The organism is Nannocystis pusilla, from assembly GCF_026626665.1.
GTDB classification, from domain to species: Bacteria; Myxococcota_A; Polyangia; order Nannocystales; family Nannocystaceae; genus Nannocystis; species Nannocystis pusilla.
The window spans coordinates 1,518,089-1,538,233 of record NZ_JAPNKE010000002.1 but is presented as its reverse complement, the minus strand read 5'-3'; the positions used below and the strand labels follow the sequence as shown (position 1 = coordinate 1,538,233).

At 69.8% G+C, this 20,145-nt stretch carries 20 protein-coding genes; 11 read left to right on the top strand and 9 right to left on the bottom strand.

The annotated features are described in order from the left end of the window. Positions 1–76 precede the first annotated feature (76 nt). From gcvH to OV079_RS53635, 6 genes are all read left to right on the top strand, one after another. A complete protein-coding gene (gene gcvH, locus OV079_RS06845; RefSeq protein WP_267766940.1) occupies positions 77–469 on the top strand; it encodes a glycine cleavage system protein GcvH in 393 nt (130 codons plus the stop codon). Positions 470–701: 232 nt separating this feature from the next. Continuing rightward, positions 702–1,466, top strand: a complete 765-nt coding sequence (locus OV079_RS06840; protein WP_267766939.1) for a hypothetical protein — start codon at positions 702–704, stop codon at positions 1,464–1,466. Then, complete coding sequence (locus tag OV079_RS06835) at positions 1,463–2,632, top strand: aminotransferase class V-fold PLP-dependent enzyme (protein WP_267766938.1); 1,170 nt, start codon at positions 1,463–1,465, stop codon at positions 2,630–2,632. The genes OV079_RS06840 and OV079_RS06835 overlap by 4 nt, the downstream gene beginning before the upstream one ends. Before the next feature lies 1 nt (position 2,633). Beyond that, complete coding sequence (locus tag OV079_RS06830) at positions 2,634–2,954, top strand: MGMT family protein (RefSeq protein WP_267766937.1); 321 nt, start codon at positions 2,634–2,636, stop codon at positions 2,952–2,954. A 498-nt stretch (positions 2,955–3,452) separates the two neighbouring features. After that, on the top strand, positions 3,453–3,887 hold the full coding sequence (locus OV079_RS06825; RefSeq protein ID WP_267766936.1) for a cytochrome c peroxidase: 435 nt from the start codon (positions 3,453–3,455) through the stop codon (positions 3,885–3,887). Continuing rightward, positions 3,884–6,010, top strand: coding sequence for a cytochrome c peroxidase (locus OV079_RS53635; RefSeq protein WP_276602617.1), 2,127 nt, complete (start codon positions 3,884–3,886; stop codon positions 6,008–6,010). Before OV079_RS06825 ends, OV079_RS53635 begins: the two co-directional genes overlap by 4 nt. A gap of 148 nt (positions 6,011–6,158) precedes the next feature. Here the strand turns inward: OV079_RS53635 and OV079_RS06815 are convergent, their stop codons facing one another. Further along, a complete protein-coding gene (locus tag OV079_RS06815; RefSeq protein ID WP_267766935.1) occupies positions 6,159–6,416 on the bottom strand; it encodes a hypothetical protein in 258 nt (85 codons plus the stop codon). A gap of 640 nt (positions 6,417–7,056) precedes the next feature. Here OV079_RS06815 and OV079_RS06810 point away from each other — a divergent pair. From OV079_RS06810 to OV079_RS06800, 3 genes are all read left to right on the top strand, one after another. After that, complete coding sequence (locus tag OV079_RS06810; protein WP_267766934.1) at positions 7,057–7,254, top strand: hypothetical protein; 198 nt, start codon at positions 7,057–7,059, stop codon at positions 7,252–7,254. Further along, on the top strand, positions 7,251–8,657 hold the full coding sequence (locus OV079_RS06805) for an RNA polymerase sigma factor (RefSeq protein WP_267766933.1): 1,407 nt from the start codon (positions 7,251–7,253) through the stop codon (positions 8,655–8,657). Before OV079_RS06810 ends, OV079_RS06805 begins: the two co-directional genes overlap by 4 nt. A 301-nt stretch (positions 8,658–8,958) precedes the next feature. Then, positions 8,959–9,363 carry a hypothetical protein gene (locus OV079_RS06800; RefSeq protein ID WP_267766932.1) on the top strand — a complete coding sequence of 135 codons (405 nt, stop codon included), beginning with the start codon at positions 8,959–8,961 and terminating at the stop codon, positions 9,361–9,363. Positions 9,364–9,394: 31 nt separating this feature from the next. Here the strand turns inward: OV079_RS06800 and OV079_RS06795 are convergent, their stop codons facing one another. The 5 genes from OV079_RS06795 to OV079_RS06775 all read right to left on the bottom strand — a co-directional run bounded on the left by OV079_RS06795 (position 9,395) and on the right by OV079_RS06775 (position 13,228). Then, entirely contained in the window at positions 9,395–9,883 is a 489-nt protein-coding gene (locus OV079_RS06795) for a hypothetical protein (protein ID WP_267766931.1), read from the bottom strand. Positions 9,884–9,942: 59 nt separating this feature from the next. Next, a complete protein-coding gene (locus OV079_RS06790; protein ID WP_267766929.1) occupies positions 9,943–10,137 on the bottom strand; it encodes a hypothetical protein in 195 nt (64 codons plus the stop codon). 114 nt (positions 10,138–10,251) lie between these two features. After that, positions 10,252–11,601 carry a TldD/PmbA family protein gene (locus OV079_RS06785; RefSeq protein ID WP_267766928.1) on the bottom strand — a complete coding sequence of 450 codons (1,350 nt, stop codon included), beginning with the start codon at positions 11,599–11,601 and terminating at the stop codon, positions 10,252–10,254. Continuing rightward, positions 11,598–11,741 carry a hypothetical protein gene (locus OV079_RS06780; RefSeq protein WP_267766927.1) on the bottom strand — a complete coding sequence of 48 codons (144 nt, stop codon included), beginning with the start codon at positions 11,739–11,741 and terminating at the stop codon, positions 11,598–11,600. Before OV079_RS06780 ends, OV079_RS06785 begins: the two co-directional genes overlap by 4 nt. Beyond that, entirely contained in the window at positions 11,699–13,228 is a 1,530-nt protein-coding gene (locus OV079_RS06775) for a TldD/PmbA family protein (RefSeq protein ID WP_267766925.1), read from the bottom strand. The genes OV079_RS06780 and OV079_RS06775 overlap by 43 nt, the downstream gene beginning before the upstream one ends. Before the next feature lie 638 nt (positions 13,229–13,866). Here OV079_RS06775 and OV079_RS06770 point away from each other — a divergent pair. Beyond that, positions 13,867–15,360, top strand: coding sequence for an NHL repeat-containing protein (locus OV079_RS06770; RefSeq protein WP_267766924.1), 1,494 nt, complete (start codon positions 13,867–13,869; stop codon positions 15,358–15,360). A gap of 1,493 nt (positions 15,361–16,853) precedes the next feature. Here the strand turns inward: OV079_RS06770 and OV079_RS06765 are convergent. Next, the gene (locus OV079_RS06765) at positions 16,854–17,636 is read right to left on the bottom strand and encodes a serine/threonine-protein kinase (protein ID WP_267766923.1); all 783 of its coding nucleotides are present in this window, start codon (positions 17,634–17,636) and stop codon (positions 16,854–16,856) included. Beyond that, on the bottom strand, positions 17,579–17,986 hold the full coding sequence (locus OV079_RS06760; RefSeq protein WP_267766922.1) for a hypothetical protein: 408 nt from the start codon (positions 17,984–17,986) through the stop codon (positions 17,579–17,581). Before OV079_RS06760 ends, OV079_RS06765 begins: the two co-directional genes overlap by 58 nt. A gap of 421 nt (positions 17,987–18,407) precedes the next feature. Between OV079_RS06760 and OV079_RS06755 the strand changes: the two genes are divergently transcribed. Beyond that, positions 18,408–19,103 carry a hypothetical protein gene (locus OV079_RS06755; RefSeq protein ID WP_267766921.1) on the top strand — a complete coding sequence of 232 codons (696 nt, stop codon included), beginning with the start codon at positions 18,408–18,410 and terminating at the stop codon, positions 19,101–19,103. Here the strand turns inward: OV079_RS06755 and OV079_RS06750 are convergent. Further along, entirely contained in the window at positions 19,072–20,094 is a 1,023-nt protein-coding gene (locus OV079_RS06750) for a hypothetical protein (protein ID WP_267766920.1), read from the bottom strand. The two genes, OV079_RS06755 and OV079_RS06750, sit on opposite strands and share 32 nt — an antisense overlap. Between the last annotated feature and the right edge of the window lie 51 nt (positions 20,095–20,145).

Below are 20,145 nucleotides of genomic sequence, written 5' to 3'. Positions count from 1 at the left end.
CGCCGTCGCTTCGCACCTGTCCTCGCGTACCTGTCCCCGAGCACCTGTCCCCGACAACCTGCCCCGAAGTTCCACCATGTCCAACATCCCGAGCAACCTCCGCTACACCAAAGACCACGAGTGGGCCCGCCTCGAGAGCGACGGCACCGTCGTCGTCGGCATCACCGACCACGCGGCCAACACCCTCGGCGACATCACCTTCGTCGACGTGCGCGTCGCCTCCGGCGCCCAGGTGACCGCCGGCGCCCTGTTCGGCACGGTCGACTCGGTCAAGGCCGTGAGCGACCTGTACGCCCCGGTCGACGGCGAGGTGGTCGAGGTCAACGGCGAGCTCGACGCTTCGCCCGAGGACGTCAACACCGACTGCTACGGCGACGGCTGGATGCTCCGGATCCGCCCCTCCGACGCGGCCTCGTTCGAGCGGCTGCTGACCGCCGCGCAGTACGAGGCTTTCCTCAAGGAAGACTAGCCGCCGTGGCCGCCTGGCTCGCGCTCGTCGCTGTGCTCGGCCTCGCGCCGCCCGCGACCTCGACGCCGGCCCCGCAGGGCCCGGCGCCCGCGAGCCCGTCGGCTGCGCCGGCCGCGACGAGCGGCCAGCCGGAGGTCCGAGGCCGGCGCCCGCGAGCCCGGCCATCCCCGCCGCGCCCGCGCCCGAGACCGTCGAGGCCGAGGGCAACGCGCGCGCCGAGCCGCCCGGCGGGGTGCCGAAGATCCCCTCGCCGCGGTCCCTGCGGACCTACGGGACAGGTGCTTTCAAACCTGTCTCGGAGGACAGCCTCGGATCGCTCGGCCTCAAGCGCCAGCGCGACGGCACGATGATGTACGTCGACGCCGGCAAGCGGTTCACCGCCGTGTTCAACGCCGACGGCAGCGTGCGCTTCGGCGACCGCTGGAACCGCGACCAGCACGGCGACAAGGTCAAGGGCTCCCGGGCCGCGCTGCGCCAGATCAACATGGCCGGCCTCGGCGTCACGGGCCCGTCGGAGTGGCTGGTCAAGCTGCAGGACCTGCTCGGCGGCCCCGAGACCGACGCGGCCGCCAAGCGCGAGTTCCTCGACCGCACGCGCGAGCTCCGGACGCAGATGGCGATCGAGTTCACCCTGCGGACCCTGACCTACCGCCTCGGCACGCTCGAGCGCGAGCTGTTCGAGCTGTGGAACGCCGCCGGCGACCCGGCGAAGAAGCGCGAGCTGCTGTTTCAGCGCTGGGACGAGTGCGACGAGACCTACCGCGTCGAGTTCGCCGGCGAGGTCCCCGAAGAGGCGATGTCGGAGATCGATCGCACCCGCGCCGACGTCGCCGAGCAGGCGCGCCGGATCATCGAGACGTTCGTGCGCCGCCAGCTGCCGCGGTCCGGCCCCAACGGCTTCAGCAAGCGCGAGCTCGCCGACATGAACGGCCGCCGCACCAGCCGGCAAGAGTTCCGCCCCTACGACATCCACGCGACCCAGAGGACCGCCCAGTGACCCCGATCCTTCCCGAACTCCAGCCGCAGCTGGCCCGCTACCGCGACGACTACCCGATCCTCGCCCACTCGACCTACATGAACAGCAACAGCATGGGCGCCATGCCGCGGCAGGCCGCCGAGATGCTGCAGAAGTACGCCGACGACTGGGCCAGCGAGGGCGTCGAGGTGTGGCCGCACTGGCTCGACGTCATGCGCGACACCGCCGACAGCGCGGCGCGCTTCCTGAAGGCGCCGCCGGGGCAGACGATCCTCAACCAGAACGTCGCCTACTTCCAGGCCGCCGTCGCCTCCTGTTTGGACTATGCGCGCGGCAAGAACCGCGTCGTCGTCGAGTCGCTGCAGTTCCCCAACGTCCTCTACGTGTGGGAGCGCTTCGGCGACCTCGGGGCCGAGCTCGTGCAGGTGCCCTCGGACGACGGCATGACGATCCCGACCGAGCGCATGCTCGAGGCGATCGACGAGCGGACCGCGATCGTCCCGCTGTCGCACGGCATCTACGTCTCGGGCGCGCTGCAGGACATCACCGCGATCACGCGCCGGGCCCACGAGGTCGGCGCGCTCGTCATGGTCGACGTCTATCAGACCGCCGGCGCCGTCCCGATCGACGTCGCCGAGTGGGACGCCGACATCGTCGTCGGCGGCAGCCACAAGTGGCTGTGCGGCGGCCCGGGCACCGCCTTCATGTGGATGAAGCCCGAGCTGCGCGAGCGCCTGCGGCCGCGCCTCACCGGCTGGATGGGCCACCAGGACCCGTTCGCCTTCGAGCCGCCGCCGATCCGCTTCGCCAGCGACCACCGCCACTTCCTCGCCGGCACCCCCTCGATCCCCGCCTATTACGTCGCCCTCGCCGCCTACAAGAACCTGCACGAGATCGGCGTCGAGCGGATCCGGGCCCACAACCTCGCCCTGTGCCAGCGCATCATCGACCGGGCGCAGGGCGCCGGCCTCGTCGTCCACTCTCCGCTCGACCACGAGCGCCGCACCGGCTTCGTCGCCGTCGACTTCGAGGGCAGCGAGGACGCCAGCAAGCGGCTCATCGAGGAGCGCTACAAGCTCGACTGGCGGCCCAACTGCGGCCTCCGGCTCGGCCCGCACTTCTACAACACCGAGGCCGAGGTCGAGCGCCTGATGGACCGCGTGGTCGCCCTCGCCGGCCGCCGCTGACATGCACCCCGACTACGCCCGGATCTACGCCACCATCCAGCGGATCCCTCGCGGCCGCGTCGCCACCTACGGGCAGATCGCCGAGCTCGCCGGCCTGCCCGGGCGCGCCCGCCAGATCGGCTACGCCCTCCACGCCTTGCCCGGCGGCAGCCCCGTGCCGTGGCAGCGGGTCCTCAACGCCCGCGGCGAGATCAGCCTGTCCGGCCCCTCCGGCGACCGCCAGCGCGCCCTGCTCGTCGCCGAGGGCGTCGAGTTCGGCGACGACGGCCGCATCGACCTCGGCGCCTATCAATGGCGTCCGCGCGCCGCCCGGCGCCGCTGACCTCGCAACGCCATCGGCTGGCCGGCCTGGACCTGTCCCGAAAAACCCGCCCGTCGAGACGTAACATTCGCGCGAGCACGCCGCGAATTGTCTGCGCCGACGGGCGTACCACCATTGCCGATGGCCCCCGAACGGCGCTGGGACGATTGCTCGCACCCGCGACCGTGCGGCGTGTGCAGCGAGCCACGTTCTCATACGATAGGGTTTCCCCCGAATCCACGCCCAAAGACGCGCCCGGGCACTGCCCTCTCCCTTGCGCCCGGATCGGCCCGGATCGCCTGATTTCCCGCGAATTCACCGTTCCCTTCCGGCGCCGGAGCCGCAGTCTCAATTGACCCTCTGTCAGGCGGGCGCGAGGGCACTCGATACGTCGTTCTTGCGGCGGCACCCGCGGCGACCCGAGCCGACATCGCCGCGATCACAGCTTTCGCCGCGGTCGCCGCGAATGAACGGAGCATGCGTAATCGTCTGTGTGGATGGTTCTCCACGCTCGCATGCATGGGCATAGGGTTCGGCGCTCTGGCGACGACGGCATGCGATTTCGTCTTCACCTGGAACGGCGACGGGGCCCCCGGCCCGGGCTCGCCGCCGGACGAGCCGGACACCCCGGACGACGGCATACCCGGCTCTCTGGCCAAGGAGAAGCTCCCGCCGCTGTTCGACAGGATCACCGGCAAGCCCGTCGAGCCCGACCTTATCGTCGACAACGACGCCGCGATCGCGCTCGGCAAGGCCCTGTTTTGGGACATGCAGAGCGGCAGCGACGGCCAGGCTTGTGCCAGCTGTCACTTCGCCGCCGGCGCCGACAACCGCTCGCGCAATCAGCTGTCGCCGGGCCTGCTCGGCGGCAACGGCGAGTTCGATCCGACCCGGACCGGCGGCCAGGGGCCCAATTGCAGCTCGTCGCCGGCGACTATCCATTCCACGTCTTGAAGGACCCCAAGGACCGCGATTCGAAGGTCCTCTTCGACACCGACGACGTCACCTCCTCCCAGGGCGTCCGGCGCGCCGACTTCGAGGCGGTCAAGCCGGGCGCGCTCGACGACAAGTGTGAGACCGTCCCCGACCCGCCGTTTCAGGTCGACGGCATCAACGTGCGCCGGGTCGAGCCGCGCAACGCCCCGACCGTGATCAACGCCGCCTTCAACTTCCGCAACTTCTGGGACGGCCGGGCCAACCGCTGGTTCAACGGCGTCGACCCGTTCGGCCGCCGCAACAAGGACGCCTTCATCCTCGAGGTCAAGGGCGGCAAGCCGGTCGAGCGCAAGCTCGAGATCGTCAACGGCTCCCTCGCCTCGCAGGCGGTCGGTCCGGTGCTCAGCCCGTTCGAGGCATCGTGCCAGGGGCGGACGCTGCCCGACGTCGGCCGCAAGCTGGTGCGCGCGCCCACGGTCCCGCTCGCGTTCCAGAAGGTCCACCCCGACGATTCCGTGCTCGGCCCGCTGGCGGCGCCGAACAAGGGCCTGGAGACCACTTACAAGCAGCTGATCGAGACCGCCTTCGCCGCCAAGCTGTGGCAGTCGGACCTATGGTTCGACGCCGGCAAGAACCTGCTCAAGAACCCGAACTCCGTCCCGGCCGACCAGCGCTTCAGCCTCATGGAGATCAACTTCAGCCTGTTCTGGGGCCTCGCCATCCAGGCCTACGAGCGCACCCTCGTCTCCGACGACAGCCCGTTCGACAAGTACCGCGACGGCCGCGACCCCAAGGCGCTCGGCAAGCGCGAGCTCGCCGGCTTCGACGTCTTCCTCAACCAGGGCAAGTGCGTCAACTGCCACAAGACCGCCATGTTCACCGGCGCCTCGACCCTGCACCTCATCGACGAGGAGGAGGAGGACGGCCTGGTCGAGCGCATGCTGATGACCGAGGAGCACTACCACTACGGCGTGCGCACAGGCCCGCCCTTCAAGGTCCTGCCGTTCTCGCAGTGGAAGCCCGGCAAGGGCCAGCGCAGCCTCTCGATCGACGTCGAGGCCACCCCCACCGCCAAGAAGGACGACATCGTCCCCGGCAAGGCCGTCGGCCAGATCGTCCTCAGCAAGGTCGACGACGACGCCAGCTGCACCTACAAGCCCGAGACCATGACCTTCGGCGCCGACGACTCCGCCACCCGCGACGCCCGCATCGACGTCAAGCGGATCGACGGCAAGGGTTGCCCCTCGGCGCTGCGGATCTCCGTGCTCGACGACGTCAAGGTCGCCAACGCCTGGCTCGACTTCGTCCTCGTCTACGACGACGAGGGCACCCTCGCCTTCGTCGGCCAGGGCCCCAGCACCCTCGTCGAGCTGCGCCAGCCGGCCCTCTACGACAACGGCTTCTACAACATCGGCGTGCGGCCGACCGCCGAGGACATCGGCGTCGGCGGCGAGGACCCGTTCGGCTTCCCGCTGTCGTTCACCGAGCAGTACGTGCAGATGCTGCTCGGCAAGGACGCGCCCGACCCGTTCAAGGTCGACCCGTGCAGCTTCGACGTCCCGTGGAACATCGTCGTCGACGGCCCGCTGTTCCCCGGCGGCTTCAGGGACAAGACCGACTGCAAGGACAAGCTCAAGACCCCGACCGGCGAGCCGAAGAACAACGCCGCCAACAAGCGCTTCATCCAGAACCTGCGCACCGCCGTGAACGGCGCCTTCAAGACCCCGACCCTGCGCAACGTCCAGCTCACGGCCCCGTACATGCACAACGGCGGCATGTCGACCCTCGAGCAGGTCGTCGAGTTCTACAACCGCGGCGGCGACTTCCACCGCAACCGCGAGCTCGACCCCGACATCACCTTCCTCGACCTCGACGAGCAGCAGCGCAAGGACCTCGTGCTGTTCCTGCAGTCGCTCACCGACCCGAACGTCGTCTATCAGCGGGCCCCGTTCGACCACCCGCAGCTGTTCGTCCCCAACGGCCTCGACTACGTCGACGACGACAAGCCCGACGACGGCCGCAGCGACGAGGATCTGCTCGCGGGAGACGGCCTCGAGATCCCCGCCGTCGGCGCCGCCGGCAGCCCGAAGCCGATCCGCACCTTCCTCAACCTCGAGGGCAACGACCTGCCCCCGCCCTGACCCGCGACCCGGCTCATGCATGGCTGCGAGGACATGTCTCTCACGACATGTCCTCGCAGTCATATGATGTCCCGGCGCCGGGCGACCGCGCGCGGCGGCGGGCCCGAGCGCACCGTGCGCGGACGGCTCCGACCCGCGCCGGTCTGCGCTAGGATGGATCGGTCCGACGATGCCGTCCGCGCTCCTCGCCGCAGTGCTCGCGTTCCAGGTGCCCCAGCCCCCGTCTGCCGGCGCGATCGAGTGGCAGGCGCCGGCGGGCTGCCCCGATCGCCGCGCGCTGGCCGTGGCGATCGCCGGCCGCCTCGGCCGTGAGCCCGCAGCCGACGAGCTCTCTCTGGTCGGGCGGGTCGAGCGGGACGGCGCTGCGCAGTACCACCTCGACCTGCGCCTCGCCGTCGGCGGCCACGCCCAGACCCGGCGCCTCAGCGCTCGCCGCTGCGCCGCCCTGGTCGACGCTGCCGCGCTCCTGACCGCCCTCGCGCTCGATCCCACCGCCGCCGAGCGGTCGACCGATCAGGTCGAGCCGGAGCTCGAGCCCCTGCCGACCGACCCGGAGCCGCCGACCGAGCCGAGCCCCGGCCCCGAACCCGCCCCGCCCCTCGCGCTCGCCCCCGAGTCCGTCGTCGACGACCCCGTCGCCCCGGTCCAGTCGCCCGCGCCCGCGCCCGAGCCCGCCGTTCTCACCGCCGACGAGCCGCTCGCCCCGGCCCCGCCCCCGCGCAAGCGAGGCCCTGGCGCGCTGCTGCGTCTCGGCCGGCTTCGAGGTCGGCACCGTCCCCGCGCCGACCGCCGCGCTCGAGCTCGTCGCCGGCGTCCTCTGGCGCCGCGCTCGCCTCGAGTTCCACGGCGTCCACCTCGTCCCGCAGACCGAGGCGCGCCTGCCCAACCAGGTCCGCGTCTACCTGCTCGGCGGCGGCGCTCGCGGCTGCGCTCGCCTGGCCCGCGGCCGCTTCGAGTTCCCGCTGTGCGGCGGCGCCGAGCTCGGCGGCCTGCGCGGCCAGGGTCGCGGTCCGGGCGCGCGGGCGGCCACCGGGCTGTGGGCGGCGGTGCTCGTCTCGGCCGGCGCCACCTGGCGGTTTCACCGGCTCCTCGGCCTCAGCCTGGCCGCCCAGGGCCTCGTCCGCCTGGCCGCCCCGAGCTTCGACCTCGCGGACACCCCGGAGCCGGTCAACCTGTTCACCAGCGCGCCTGCGAGCCTGCGCCTGCTCCTCGGCCTCGAATTGCGCCTCGGAGACCCGCGGTGACGGAAACCGTCTCGGTCGGGGACAGCCCCCACGGCCCCATGCTGCTCGCCTCCGACCGCGAAGCGCGCTTTCGCGCCATCTACGACCGAGAGTTCCAATTCGTGTGGTCGGCCGCGAAGCACTTCGGCGTCCCCGCGGCCGCCCGCGACGACGTGGTCCAGGACGTCTTCCTCACCGCCTACCGCCGCTTCGACCAGGTCCACTACCAGGTCTCGGCGCGCGCCTGGCTGTACGGCGTCACCCGCCGCGTCGCCTCGCACTGGCACCGCGGCGTCGCCCGCCGGACCCGCCGGATCGCCGCCCTCGGCGACCTCACCGGCCACGTCGGCGAGGCCCCGCAGGAGCGCCACGACGCCGCCCGCCTGCTCGAGCGCCTGCTCGCCGGCCTGCCTCGCGGCACCCGCGAGGTGTGGGAGCTGACCGAGCTGCTCGGCATGAGCGGCCCCGAGATCGCCGCCGAGCTCGAGCTGCCGCTCAACACCGTCTACTCGCGGCTCCGCCTCGCGCGCGCCCGCCTGCTCGAGCTGGCCGCCAGCCCCGAGCTGCTGGCCGCCGAGGTCGCCGAAACTCGCCGCCGCGAGGCACCCCCGGCCGACGCCGCCTCGCGCACCTGGGCCGTGATGGTCCCGCTGTTCGGCCACGGCAAGCTCGCCACGGTGGCCGCCGCCTGGACCACCGCGCGCGCCGGCGTCATGACCACCCTCGTCGTCGCCGGCGCGACCACCGTCGTCGCGGTCGCCCCCCGCCAGGCCCCGGGCCGGGCCGCCGCGCAGGTCGAGGACCTGTCCGCGAGGACAGCCAGCGCCCGCGCGGCCGGAGGCCTGTCCCGAGAGACAGCCACGCTCCCGCCCGCCGACATCTCGCGGGAGACGGCCTCGCCTCCGCTTTCCGACATGTCTCGCGAGACAGCCGCGCTCCCGCCCGCCCGCGACGACCTCGCACGCGAGGTCGGCCTCCTCGACCGCGCCCGCGCCCGCCTCGACGCCCGCGACCCGGCGGGCGCCGCCCGTCCTCGACGCCCACGCGCGCCAGTTCCCGCGCGGCGCCCTCCTCGACGCCCGCGAGGCCGCCGGGGTCGAGCTCCTGTGCCTGCAAGGCCGCCTCGCCGACGCCGCGGCCGCCGCCCAGCGCCTGGCCGCGCGCCTGCCCGACTCGGTGCTCGCCCGCCGCTTCGAGCGCTTCGTCTGCCCCGACGACGCGCCGCGCTGAGCTCCGAACGCGCGCGATCCGGGCCGCAAGATCGCCGCAGACCGCCGCGCGCGCCCGCTGGCTCTACGCGCCGCGCTCCGGCTGCCGAGCCCCTCGCGGGACCGCTCCACTCAAGCGGCCCATCGGTGACTTCCATGAAGCGACGCGAAGCGTCGGAACACCTCGCGCGCACCATCGCCGTGCGTGACCCATGAGAGCGCGTACGAGTCTGCTGTCCGTGCCCTCGCAGCCGCACCTCGAGCGCAGCCGAACTCACCTGTCCTTCAGGACATCGTTGAAATCTCGCGGATCGCCCCGGCGGCCGCGGCCGCTGGCGGTCAACTGTCCGCAGCGCCCGATGCCGCCCCCAAGCCCCTGCGCCGCGCTCGCCGGGCCGGTCGCGCCTCTTGCGCTCAGCGCCGCGAAACCCGCTCCTCGGGCCCCGACCGCCGCTCTCGCCGGCGTGCGAGCCAGCGGCCGCTTGCCCGGTCCGGCGGCCCACTCAATGCCTCGAGCATGACGGCACCGACGAACCCCGAGCGTGACCGCGAGGTCGACGCGTTCTTGCACCTCCTCGGGCGCGCGCTGGTGGAAGGCGACGCCCTCACGGTGGCGACGCTGTACGAGACCCCGGCCTTCGTGCTGGCGGACTCCGGGGCGCAGGCCGTCGCCCGGCGCGAGGAGATCGAGCGCTTCTTCGCCGGCGCGCGGGCGCAGTACCTCGAGCGCGGCGTGACGATGACGCGCCCCGAGGTCGAGTCGCGCGAGTGGGTCGGCGACCGCGTGGTCCTCGTCCGCGTGGCCTGGCCCTACATCGACCGCGACGGCCGCGAGGTCGGCCTCGAGCGCTCGACCTACGCCCTCCGCCGCGACGACTCCGGGGCCCTGCGGATCCGCGTCGTCATGCCCCACCGCGTCTGACCTGTCCCCGGGGACATCCCCGCGCCCGCTTTCACGCGCCGGGCCCGTCGGGCGTGAACTTCCCCCACGAATAATCCGGGTGGTCCACCGCGATCATGGTCCACGCCTCCACCCCGGTGTCCTCGTCGACCTCGAACAGCAGGCGGGCGCCGCCCGGGATCGCCAGCATGCGACGCCCCTCGCGGTCCCGTCCGGCGACGAAGGCCACCTGCTCGGCGGTGAGTCGCGCGACGACCTGGTCGTAATCGGGCGCCTCCGCGCCGCCGAGGATCCACGCCTCGACCTCGCGCTCCCCGTCGGCCTCGAGCTGGATCAGATAGTCGTGATAGAGCGTGTAGACGAGGTCCTGGTCGAAAAACAGCTCGAAGTTGCCGTAGCGCCAGACCTCGGTGCCGCCGCCGCTGGCCATGCGCTCGCTGGGCGGGCCGAGCCGCTCGAGGACGGTGCCCCGGTCGTCGCCCGGTCGCACGCCGCCGAGCTGACCTTCGACCACCAGGCTGCGCATCGAGAACGCGATCATGGTCCTTCGACGCTACCACGGAGCCGCGAGCGCCCCCGCGAGCCCGACGCGACCAACCCTCAGAACCGCAGCGCGCAGCCGCCCGGATCGCACTGCACCCGCTTCCGCTTGAGCCGCATCGCCGCGATCGACGCCGTGAGGAACAGCGCGCTCGAGACCAGCAGCAGCGACACGATCACCCCGAGGCCCTGCCGGTCCAGGCCCGCCGGCGGCTGCAGCAGCAGGGCGACCGAGACCAGCGCGGCGACGACCATCCCGCCCAGAGTACCTCACCGGCGCCCGCCCGTCACCGGTCCCTGGGAACATGCCCGCTCGGCCATGCCCCAGAAGACATGTCCCCGACGACATGTCGCCGGGGACATCCAATATCACACGGCGTCGCTGACGCTGGCGAAGTGGAAGTCCTTCGCCACCAGCGGCGGCACCACTGCGACCATCCCGTCGCCGGCCGTGCGCTCCGGCTTGCCGATCGCCACCAGGTTCTTCAGCAGCGCCGCCGGGCTCTCGTTGTAGCGCATGTTCTTGACCGGCCGCGCGATCTTCCCCTGCTCGATGAGGAACGTGCCGTCGCGGGTCAGCCCGGTCGCCAGGATCTGCCGCGGGTCGAGCATGCGGTTGTAGAAGAAGCGCGTCACCAGCACCCCGCGCTCGACCCCGCGGACCAGCTCGAGCAGGTCCTTGCCCTCGGCCGGGTCCGCGGGCGCGAGGAAGATCGAGCGCGGCCCCGGCAGCGGCGGCTTGCTCTGCTTGTGGGCCCAGAACCGGCTGTACGCCAGCGCCTTCAGCGTCCCGCGCTCGATCCACGTCGTCGCCGGCAGCGGCAGCCCGTCGCCCGCGAACGGGATCGACGGCCAGCGCGGGTCGGCCGGGTCGGAGCGCAGCGTCACCCGCGGGTCGAACAGCGCCTCGCCGATCGCGTTGCCGCCCGGGCGGCTGAAGAAGCTGCGGCCCTCGTCGGCCGCGCGGGCCTGCAGCGCCGACACCAGGAAGCCGAGCAGGTCGGCCACCGCCTGCGCCTCGAGCACCACGGTGTACGCCCCCGGCGCCAGCGCGTCCGCGCCCTGGCTCGACATCGTCGCCTTGTCGGCCGCCCGCCGCGCCAGCGCCTGCGCGTCGAGCTCGGCCAGGCGGTGCGACGCCCCGCCGGCCCAGCCGCTGCCCTTGCCGTCGGGCGTGCGCATCGTCGTCGTCAGCGACGCCTCGGTCGCCGCGTGGAGCGCGAACAGACCTGTCCGATTGGCCAGGACCGTCACCCCGTCCTCGTGCTCGACGATCCCCGACGCCACCAGCTTGGCCTCGCGCGCCACCTTCAGCACCCGCGCCACCACCTCGGTGCGCCCCTCGGGCCCGACCTCCGCCGTCTTCGCGTCGCGGGCCGCCACCTTCGCGTACTGCTGCGGCCCCAGCGGCGGCTCGTGCTCCGGGTCCTTCGGCGCCAGCTTGGCCAGCGCCTCCGCCTCGCGCACCAGCGCCTGCAGCGACGCCGCGTCGCGCCCGGTGCCGGACACCGTCGCCACCCGCCCGTCCTTCGCCGCCGTCACCGACACCTCGAAGCGGGCCGCCTCGCCCGACGTCGTCGGCGCCCCCGCGGCGAACCGCAGGTACGCCGTGCGCCGCGCCGTCACTCGCAGGCTCACGTCCTCGAAGCTCGCGGCGGCCAGCGCCGACTTGACCAACGCCCGCGCCTCGGTCGGGCTCAACGGCGACTGCGCGCTCACTTGTCACCCCCGGTGTTGAGGATGTTGACGACGAAGCGCGCCGGCGGGCACCCGTGGCTCACCGCGTTGCTCTGCGACGGCTCGCCCTTGCCGTCGCTCATGCTGCCGCCGAGGCGGTACGTGTCTGTCCCTCCGAGCATGTCACACGAGCTCCAGATTCGACCGTGTTGGCCTGATACGCCACGTCTCGCAGCGGCCGCGTCAACCGCCCGTGCTTGATCTCCCAGAAGAACTGGCCCGAGAACTGGAAGTTGTAGCGCTGCTGATCGATCGACCAGCTGCCGCGGCCCGTGATCAGCACCCCGTCGTCGGTCGCCGCGATCAGATCCTCCGTCGTGTAGCCCTCGGTGCCCGGCTGCAGGCTCACGTTGGGCATGCGCTGGAACGGCACGCTCGCGTAGCTGTCGGCGTAGCTGCAGCCGCGGCTCGCCGGCTCGCCGGCCGCCGCCGCCAGGTCGCGCGTCGTCTGCCAGCCGACGAACGTCCCCTTCTTCACCAGGTCCCAGCGCTGCGACGCCACCGCCTCGTCGTCCCACGCGGTCGTCGCCAGACCGCCCGGCTGCGTGCGGTCGGCCGCCAGGTTCACGATCTCGCTGCCGATCTTGACCTTGCCCGCCTTGTCGGGCCCGAGGAAGCTCGTCCCGGCGTAGTTCGCCTCGTAGCCGAGCGCCCGGTCGAGCTCCGTCGAGTGGCCGATGCTCTCGTGGATCGTCAGCCACAGGTTCGACGGCGCCAGGATCGCGTGCTTCTTGCCCGGCACCGCCGGCGCCGCGTGCAGCTTCTGCAGCGCCTCCTCGGCGATCTTCGGCGCGCTGCCGACCAGGTCGGCCGCGGTCACGTGCTCCCAGCCCGCCAGCATCGGCGCCACCTCGTGGTCGCGCCCCGCGAAGCGACCGCGCCGGCGATCGATCGCCGTCGTGGTCAGCCCCGGAATCACGCGGAAGAAGATCTGGTGGACCCGCGAGCCCTCGCTCGTCATCACCAGCTTCTCCTCGCGCACGCACGCCACGCTCGCGTCCACGTGCGCCACCCCGGGCACCGCCAGCGCCGCGCGGGCCGCCGCCAGCAGCAGCTCCGCCTTCTCGGCCGGCGCGATCGAGAACGGGTCGACCTGGAACGGCGACACCCAGCCGCCCTGCAGCACCGGCGCCGGCGCCAGGGTCACCGGCTGCGGCATCAGCAGCGCGCTCTGGCGGGCCATCGCCACCGCCGCCCTGGCGATCCCCTCGACCGCCTTCGCGCTGCGCTCGGCCGTCGCCGCGAAGCCCCAGCCGCCGTCCGCGATCACCCGCAGACCGACCCCGTAGTCCTCGCTGCGACCGATCCCGCTCACGTGGTCGTCGCGCACCCCGACCCGCTCGCGGCGCATCAGCACCAGGCGCGCGTCGGCGTAGCTCGCCCCGGCCTTCGTCGCCGCCGCGAGCGCCGTGCGCAGCAGCGACTCGTCGGCCAGCAAGCGGCTCGCCGCCAGCAGGGCCATGCCCGCGTCTGCGCTCGCGGGCGCCGACTTCGGCGCCGGGATCCGGCTCGGCTGCTGTCCGGCCGATGCCGCGCGCGGGCCGTGGAGCAGCGCCTCGGCCCCACAGAGCCCCGTGAGCGCGAGGAAGGAGCGGCGAGAGCTCGACATCGGCGCGATGATACCCATCCCGCCCGCGGCGCCGCGCCCGAAATGCACGCCCCTGCAGCCGCCCGCGGACCCGGGCCGCGCGGACGATCCCCTGCCCCGCGGCGGCTCCCGGGTCGTCCGGCCCCGACGGCCCCGCGATCGACCCCGGGATTTTCGCCCTGGGCGCGACCCACGCCGGCGGGCAGCCCCTGCGGAGATCCCCGCGCCCGACCGCGCTCCCGACGCCGACCCACCGTCCCGGCCCGCAATGCGTCGACCGTGCGCCCTCGCTGCAATCACTCTGCCGCCGGGACCGCGCCACCCTCTCCTCGAACCTCGCCAGACGCCCTCCTGAACCCCTCTCACGGCCTCTTTCGCCGCCTCCCCGCATTCGCCCGGCCCTCGCCTCTCTGCGCATTCGCATGGCGCCCGTCGCCGCGCGACCCCGCCTCTCGTCTCGTATCGCTCGCCGGACACTTGTTCGTCGCTAGCGCGTCGCCGACGCGACCCCGGGACCCCCGCATGCGAGGCCCCTCGGCGCTCCCCCGACGATGGATCCGAACCTCCCCGTCTCGATCGGCTCGGTCGGGTACTTGCCCTCATGAGGGTGATCGTGCGTTCATCGCCCCATGGTCTCCCCTCGTTTTTCGGTCGCATCCATGGCCGTCGCCGGTCTCCTCGTCGCCTGCGGTGACAGCGGGCGCGCCGACTCGGCCAGCGCCACGGCTCCGACCACGGTGGCGACCAGCATCGGCAGCCTCACCCTGCCGCCCGAGACCACCATGACGGACCCCACGCAGGGGGGTTCGATGAGCGCCAGCGAGGGCACCGACGGCACCGTCGGTCAGACCGAGAGCGCCAGCGGCGACCCGCCGACCACCAGCAACGGTTCGATGTCGGGCATGACCATGACCACCAACGGCGGCCCCAAGTTCGACCTCGGCGTCACGCCTGACGGCGGCATGGGCTGCGCGGGCGACATGGACATCGACGAGAGCTTCATCTGGATCCCCGCCACCAGCGACGGCCTCGTCTCCAAGATCAACACGCGCACCCTCGTCGAGGAGGCGCGCTACCTCACCGGTCCGAGCGGCGGCGCCGAGAGCGTCTCGCGCACCGCCGTCTCGGGCGACGGACGGTTCGTCGTCGTCAACGCGCGCGGCACCGGGCGTTCCACCGCCGTCGCCGCCAACATCGCCGATTGCATCGACTTCAACGGCGACGGCCAGATCACCACCTCCACCAGCGTCGCCGACATCAAGCCGTGGGGCACCGACGAGTGCGTCGTGTGGACCCTCGTCCACGCCAACTGGTCGGGCCAGTACATCGAGGGTCCGCGCGGCATCACCTGGACCATCGGCGACTACGACAAGGCCACCTGCACCTACAAGAACCAGAAGGTCTGGCTCGGCTTCGGCGCCCTCCAGGCCGGCTCTGCCAACATGGTCCGGCTCGACGGCGCCACCGGCGTGATGGAGCAGTCGCTCGAGGCCGTCGCGTGGAACGGCAGCGGCTACGCCCCTTACGGCGGCGCCCTCGATCCGCTGGGCAACGCCTGGTTCACCGGTTTGCGCGGCAAGCTCGCGCGCGTCAACGCCAACGAGAACCCGATCACGCTCACGCGGATCCCCCAGCCCTCCAACATCCAGACCTACGGCATGACCGTCGATCGCAACGGCAACCCGTGGCTCGCCGGCTGCTCCGGTCCCGTCTCGACCTACGACGTCGCCACCAGCCAGTGGATCTCGGTCGCCGGCACCAACGCCTGTCACCGCGGCATGGCCATCGACCACGACGACCACGCCTGGGTCGCCTCCAACAGCCCGTGCGGCCTCGTCGAGATCGACGTCCCCACCCGCACCCTCGTCGCCCAGCACACCCTCGCCCAGTGCTCGACCCCGATCGGCGTCAGCGTCGACGTCGACGGCTTCGTGTGGCTGGTCGACCAGCAGGGCTGGGCCTGGAAGATCGACCCGCTCAACGTCCCGGCGATGCAGAACATCCCCGTCGCCGGCGACCACTACGTCTACTCCGACATGACCGGCGGCCAGCTCAAGAGCGTCACCCCCGCCGGGCTGATCGCTCGCGCCGCATCGACGAGAGCCACTTCCCTTCCGCCCGTCGGCTACGATGGAACAACTCGCTGGAGGTGAATCCAGCCGACGAATCCATCAGGCTCCATCGCGGCGTGAGCTTCGCATGCGCCGGGTATGTTGAGAAACATCAAAAAGGAAGTCAGGCTGTCGAGCAAGTCGAGGAACGAGATTTCCCCGGCTGCCGGTACCATGAGGGGATTTGTAGTGCCGCAATGACCCGGTACATGTCCTCGATCGTGTACCTTTTCCGTAGAACGTCGAAAATTCCTCGACTTTTCTCCTTCGCTGTCTCGCCCGTGAGAGCTCGGAGCGGATCTCCCAAGCCACAAGATCCTACGAATTCCTGGCGCAGCATAATATAACTCCTTTGCGGCCGGTCCACGTCGAAAGCCCGGATGTCCTTTAGTATTTCCTTCCAAGATTTACTCTCATCCCACTGCCGATCGCAATACATAATCAATCTCGTTGGAATATTCCCTCAAGCTCGTCAATAAGTGCGTCAATCTCAGACGGATGCAGTTCAGATCTAATCAGGGGCAACTCGTAAGCAGAGTTCTTTTAAGGCGCCCATACAGAGCATCGCAACTTACAGAAACAACTTGCGACATAAAAACCTGTACTTCCACGGCCCTACAGGCGAAGTCCGGACTCGCGCTTACTATAACGAATTCGGAACGCACCCTCTCCCATTCGTCCGCCTCGAGACGGCAGAGAGTGCGGTACATCTCGGCGTGCCGGAAAAGAGAGTGGCGGCACTCCCGGCGAAGACCTCGCCGAAGAGCCTTTGGCACTTCCATGAGCAGGCTGTGAACGCGGCCGATCCATTGCGCAGCCTGCAACGGGTAAGTTCGCCACCTCTGCAGATTTCGCAATAATTGTTCAAGATCTCCGTACTCTCTGGACGAGATCGCATGTCTCATCTGCCAACAGGCCTCACTAGCATCTGGAATGGCAGCATCCAGTTCGTCGACGGCACTGCGCAAACGCGCTCGCGCCCAGAATTCCTGAGCCATCGGATGTTGGGCTACGATCCGGTCCGGAAAGAGCTCAAATCGTTGCCTGAACTCCCGTACGAGTCCATAGAGCACGCTTGGGCCGGAAGACCTCGCCAGTTGTAAGATTTGCTTTACTCGGTGAATCCTCGCTGCACCAGGATCACTCACTTCGTTTCCGCGAGGGAAAACAAACAGGAAAGCCTGAAAGTCTCCAGGCGCTAATTCGCATAGAATCTCAAACATGCGCTCCCAATCCAAATCGCTCGATTTCTCTAATCTCCTCGTAGCCGAAAAAACAGGGTCAGTTTCGCGGCCTTCGAATTCTACGTTTGTACCATAAGTACGGGCAGCCGAGAGCAAGTCCACGACACGAAGGCTACGAGGGCCACGCCGCGCCTGCCACTGCCGTCCGGCCGGAGAACCATTGATGTCTGCCTCCACCCGCGCAACCTGGGCGTCAAATTCCTTGTCTGAGAGCCGCATCAAGCGGTCCAACGAGACAAAACTGTGACCCCCTCCAACTCGACCTCGATAGCCGGGAGCGCCAGGTCCAAGTCACTGCAGAAGTCCGAGACCGACGCGTAGAACCGGTCGCGCGGGCGCAGAGAGAGCTCGAGCCAACAGTTGCTTGACTTCTAGGGGACAGTTGAGATGTTCAATAAAGAGGTAACGATCACGCTGAAAGGCGGCAAGATCTGGGTCCTCGCGAAGGATCGCGTAAACGGCCAACATAGCCAGCGAGTAGATGTCGGAGCGCTCGGTGGCGTCGCGCGGATCCTTCAGCTGCTCAGGAGCAGAATACACTATATTTCCCATCAAGCCGATTTGCGTATATCGAGTCTCATGCAGAGAGAGCGCGATATCAAAGTCCGTCAAGTACGGCTTTCTGTCGCCGCCCATCAAGATATTGTCCGGTCGGATGTCCCGGTGGATGATGCCCCGGGCATGGGCTGCCTCGAGCGTTTTTCCGACTTGCCTGACCAAGTCTAGGCGGTTTCGCAAGCTCAGGACCTCATTTTCGATCACGGTGCGAAAGCGTCCGTGGAGCAGTTCCATCGCAAAATAGTGATACCCTCGGTCCGATCCGCCTCGATCCGTCACGCGGACAACCCCATGGCCCGCTAGTTCATCCATACTTCGCGCACCTCGGAAAAACCGATCCCGGATCTCCCCGTTATCTCCGAGAGCTGGGCGCAAGACTTTGACCGCAACCGTCTTCTTTTCATGCCAATCGAAGGCTTCGAATACAACGGCCCCACCGCCACTCCCAAGGATCTTTTTCAGTTTGTAGCGGTGACCGAGAACGGTACCCACTTGGACCTGAGGACCGGCACGCATCGCGCGATTCGCTTCTTCGATTCGCCGAGGACGTCTTGCAGACTCGTTTCGTCGCCACCGTCTTCCAACTCTCGGGCCCGCTCGACCAGCAATGCGGCATGTCGCTGAGAAAGATGTCGTCGGTTCGTTTCGACCTCGTCAGCAGGTAGTTTGGTGACCGTCTTGAGCGCTTCGGCCTCGGGCGGCGAAGGCGTTATTTGTTGTTCAGCGCGCTTGAGCACGATCCCCCATTCTTGCGCCACATTGGAGATGTCATTACCTCGCCTCGAAAAATCAGCCAAAAGTCGATCGAAGAGATGCAAATCTATCAGATTGTGTCGGAAAAGAACGTCTATCGCCGAATAAGCCAATTGTCGAGGGTAGTTTCAGGTCCCGGCAGCAATTGAGAGTTGCGTCCCGCTGGGACCGTAAGCCACGAATCTTCTCAGCTCGTCTTCGGAGAACAAGGAGACGAACAGTTGGTGAAGATGTTTAAGGCACTCCTGGGACTCGGACATGCTCGCCCGAGCGTACAGATTGCCCCTCTGTTTGTCACCTGCGTGCCGCTTTGATCCCGAAGGCTCCCGCTTCAGACATCAGCGTGCGAGCTAGACGGGGTATAGACACCGGCCCGACTGAACACCGCTCAGCGGTTCTACAATTATGGTTCTTATCGTCGAAGCTCTTACCGCCAAAATCATGCCCAGTTCACCACCCGGAACACCGTTTATCGCCGTCATGAGCCACCCGAAAGGCTCCCCAACGTCGAACCTTGCTATCCTCGCCCGCGCGATGCCCCCGCGACCCGAGGACCTCACCACCGACCTCCCCGTCGCCGCCCTCCGCCGCCTCCTCGTCCTCCTCGCTCTCGGCTTCAGCCTCGCCGGCCTCCTCGCCGAGCTCTTGCGCCACCTCGGCGGCCTCGATCATCCCGCCCTCACCCTCCTCTCGCTGAGCTGGGAGGGCAACCTCCCCTCCTGGTACGCCAGCGTCCTCCCGCTCGTGTGCGCCGCCCTCCTGCGCTGGACCGCCCTGACCGCGACCTCCGATCGCTTCCACTGGGATTTTCTCGCGCTCGGCTTCCTCGCCATATCGATCGACGAGACCATCGCCTTGCACGAGCGGTTGACCGGCCGGTTCGACCTCGGCGGCCTCCTCTACTTCGACTGGGTCATCCCCGCCGGCCTCCTCGTCCTCGGCCTCGGCCTCGCCTTCCTCGGCTTCCTGCGCCGCCTGTCCTCCGGGACAGCTCGCCGCTTCGTCCTCGCCGGCGCCCTCTACGTCGGCGGCGCCGTCCTCTTCGAGCTCCCGCTCGGCTGGTGGGTCGAGCGTCACGGCGACGACGACCTCGGCTACGCCCTCATCGACTGGTGCGAGGAGACCCTCGAGTTCGTCGGCCTCACCCTGTTCGCCTCCACCCTCCTCGACCACCTCGGCGGCCGTCGGCTCCGGCTCGTCACACCTCCCGCCGGCGCACCGACCAGATGAAGCCGTCGTACCAGAAGTGCATCAGCGACACGACCAGCGTCACGCACAGCGCCACCCGTTGCTCGCGCGAGTCGACCAGCTCCGCCCACACGCCGTACGACCCCGCCACCGCCACCATCGCCGCCAGCGCCGCCGCCCCGCCCCAGCGCGCGCCCGAGAGCCCCAGCCGCGCGCGCAGGTTGTCGCGCTCGCTCCACCACACCAGGCCGAAGTACTGCCACGCGTGGAAGAAGTTCATGATGAAGAACGCCTCGCCGAAGCTGTTGAAGCCCCACGTGTAGATCGAGCACGCCCCCGTGAAGCCCAGCAGCGCCACCTTCTGCGGCGACACGCGATAGCCGCGCCGGTGCAGCCGCGCGTACGCCAGCGCGTAGAACAGCAGGTACAGCGCCCCGCCGATCAGCAGCGCCGGCGCCCACGCGGCCTGGTGCGCCTCCGCGAAGATCGGGATCTCCCGCACCGCCACCGCGCCCACCCGCTCGAACGCCGCGAACGCGGCCAGGTGATCGAGCAGCGTCGCTCCGGCGAGGATCGGCCCCACGTACAGCAGCAGGTTGAGCCCGAGATCGAGGCGCCGGCCCGCCTCGGGCGCGTTGCCGCGGCGCGCGTCGTAGATCCGCCCGAGCCCGAACGTCTGCAGGCTCGAGTGGACCACGTCCCACCACACCGTCAGCACCACCGCCGTCGCCAGCAACCAGTCGGACGCGCACAGCAGCAGGAGCAGCACCACCGGCACCATCACGAAGCGCAGCGGATGGCGCGCGAAGATCCGCCGGTTCAGGTGGCTGCGCACGAACACCAGGCCGAGGTGCGCCATGATGAAGCTGCCGATGAAGAAGCTGGTGATCGTCCCCTCGCGGCCCCACAGCTCGACCGCGTCGTCGGCCAGCGGCGTGCCCGAGATCGCGACCCCGAGCCCCAGCGCCAGCAGCGGCGCGCCGATGAACATCACCGCGTCGTAGATCGGCCCGGCGATGTACGGCGAGCGCACCGGCGCATGGTACCCGCCGGCGTCGCGCGCAACCAGGCCACCCGCCCCTGC

Bases quoted from the DNA above. Each gene is read 5' to 3' on its own strand.
- gcvH (WP_267766940.1), top strand. From the start codon at position 77: ATGTCCAACATCCCGAGCAACCTCCGCTACACCAAAGACCACGAGTGG.
- OV079_RS06830 (WP_267766937.1), top strand. From the start codon at position 2,634: ATGCACCCCGACTACGCCCGGATCTACGCCACCATCCAGCGGATCCCT.
- OV079_RS06825 (WP_267766936.1), top strand. From the start codon at position 3,453: ATGGGCATAGGGTTCGGCGCTCTGGCGACGACGGCATGCGATTTCGTC.
- OV079_RS06800 (WP_267766932.1), top strand. From the start codon at position 8,959: ATGACGGCACCGACGAACCCCGAGCGTGACCGCGAGGTCGACGCGTTC.
- OV079_RS06795 (WP_267766931.1), bottom strand. From the start codon at position 9,883: ATGATCGCGTTCTCGATGCGCAGCCTGGTGGTCGAAGGTCAGCTCGGC.
- OV079_RS06790 (WP_267766929.1), bottom strand. From the start codon at position 10,137: ATGGTCGTCGCCGCGCTGGTCTCGGTCGCCCTGCTGCTGCAGCCGCCG.
- OV079_RS06780 (WP_267766927.1), bottom strand. From the start codon at position 11,741: ATGCTCGGAGGGACAGACACGTACCGCCTCGGCGGCAGCATGAGCGAC.
- OV079_RS06775 (WP_267766925.1), bottom strand. From the start codon at position 13,228: ATGTCGAGCTCTCGCCGCTCCTTCCTCGCGCTCACGGGGCTCTGTGGG.
- OV079_RS06770 (WP_267766924.1), top strand. From the start codon at position 13,867: ATGGCCGTCGCCGGTCTCCTCGTCGCCTGCGGTGACAGCGGGCGCGCC.
- OV079_RS06765 (WP_267766923.1), bottom strand. From the start codon at position 17,636: ATGCGTGCCGGTCCTCAGGTCCAAGTGGGTACCGTTCTCGGTCACCGC.
- OV079_RS06755 (WP_267766921.1), top strand. From the start codon at position 18,408: ATGCCCCCGCGACCCGAGGACCTCACCACCGACCTCCCCGTCGCCGCC.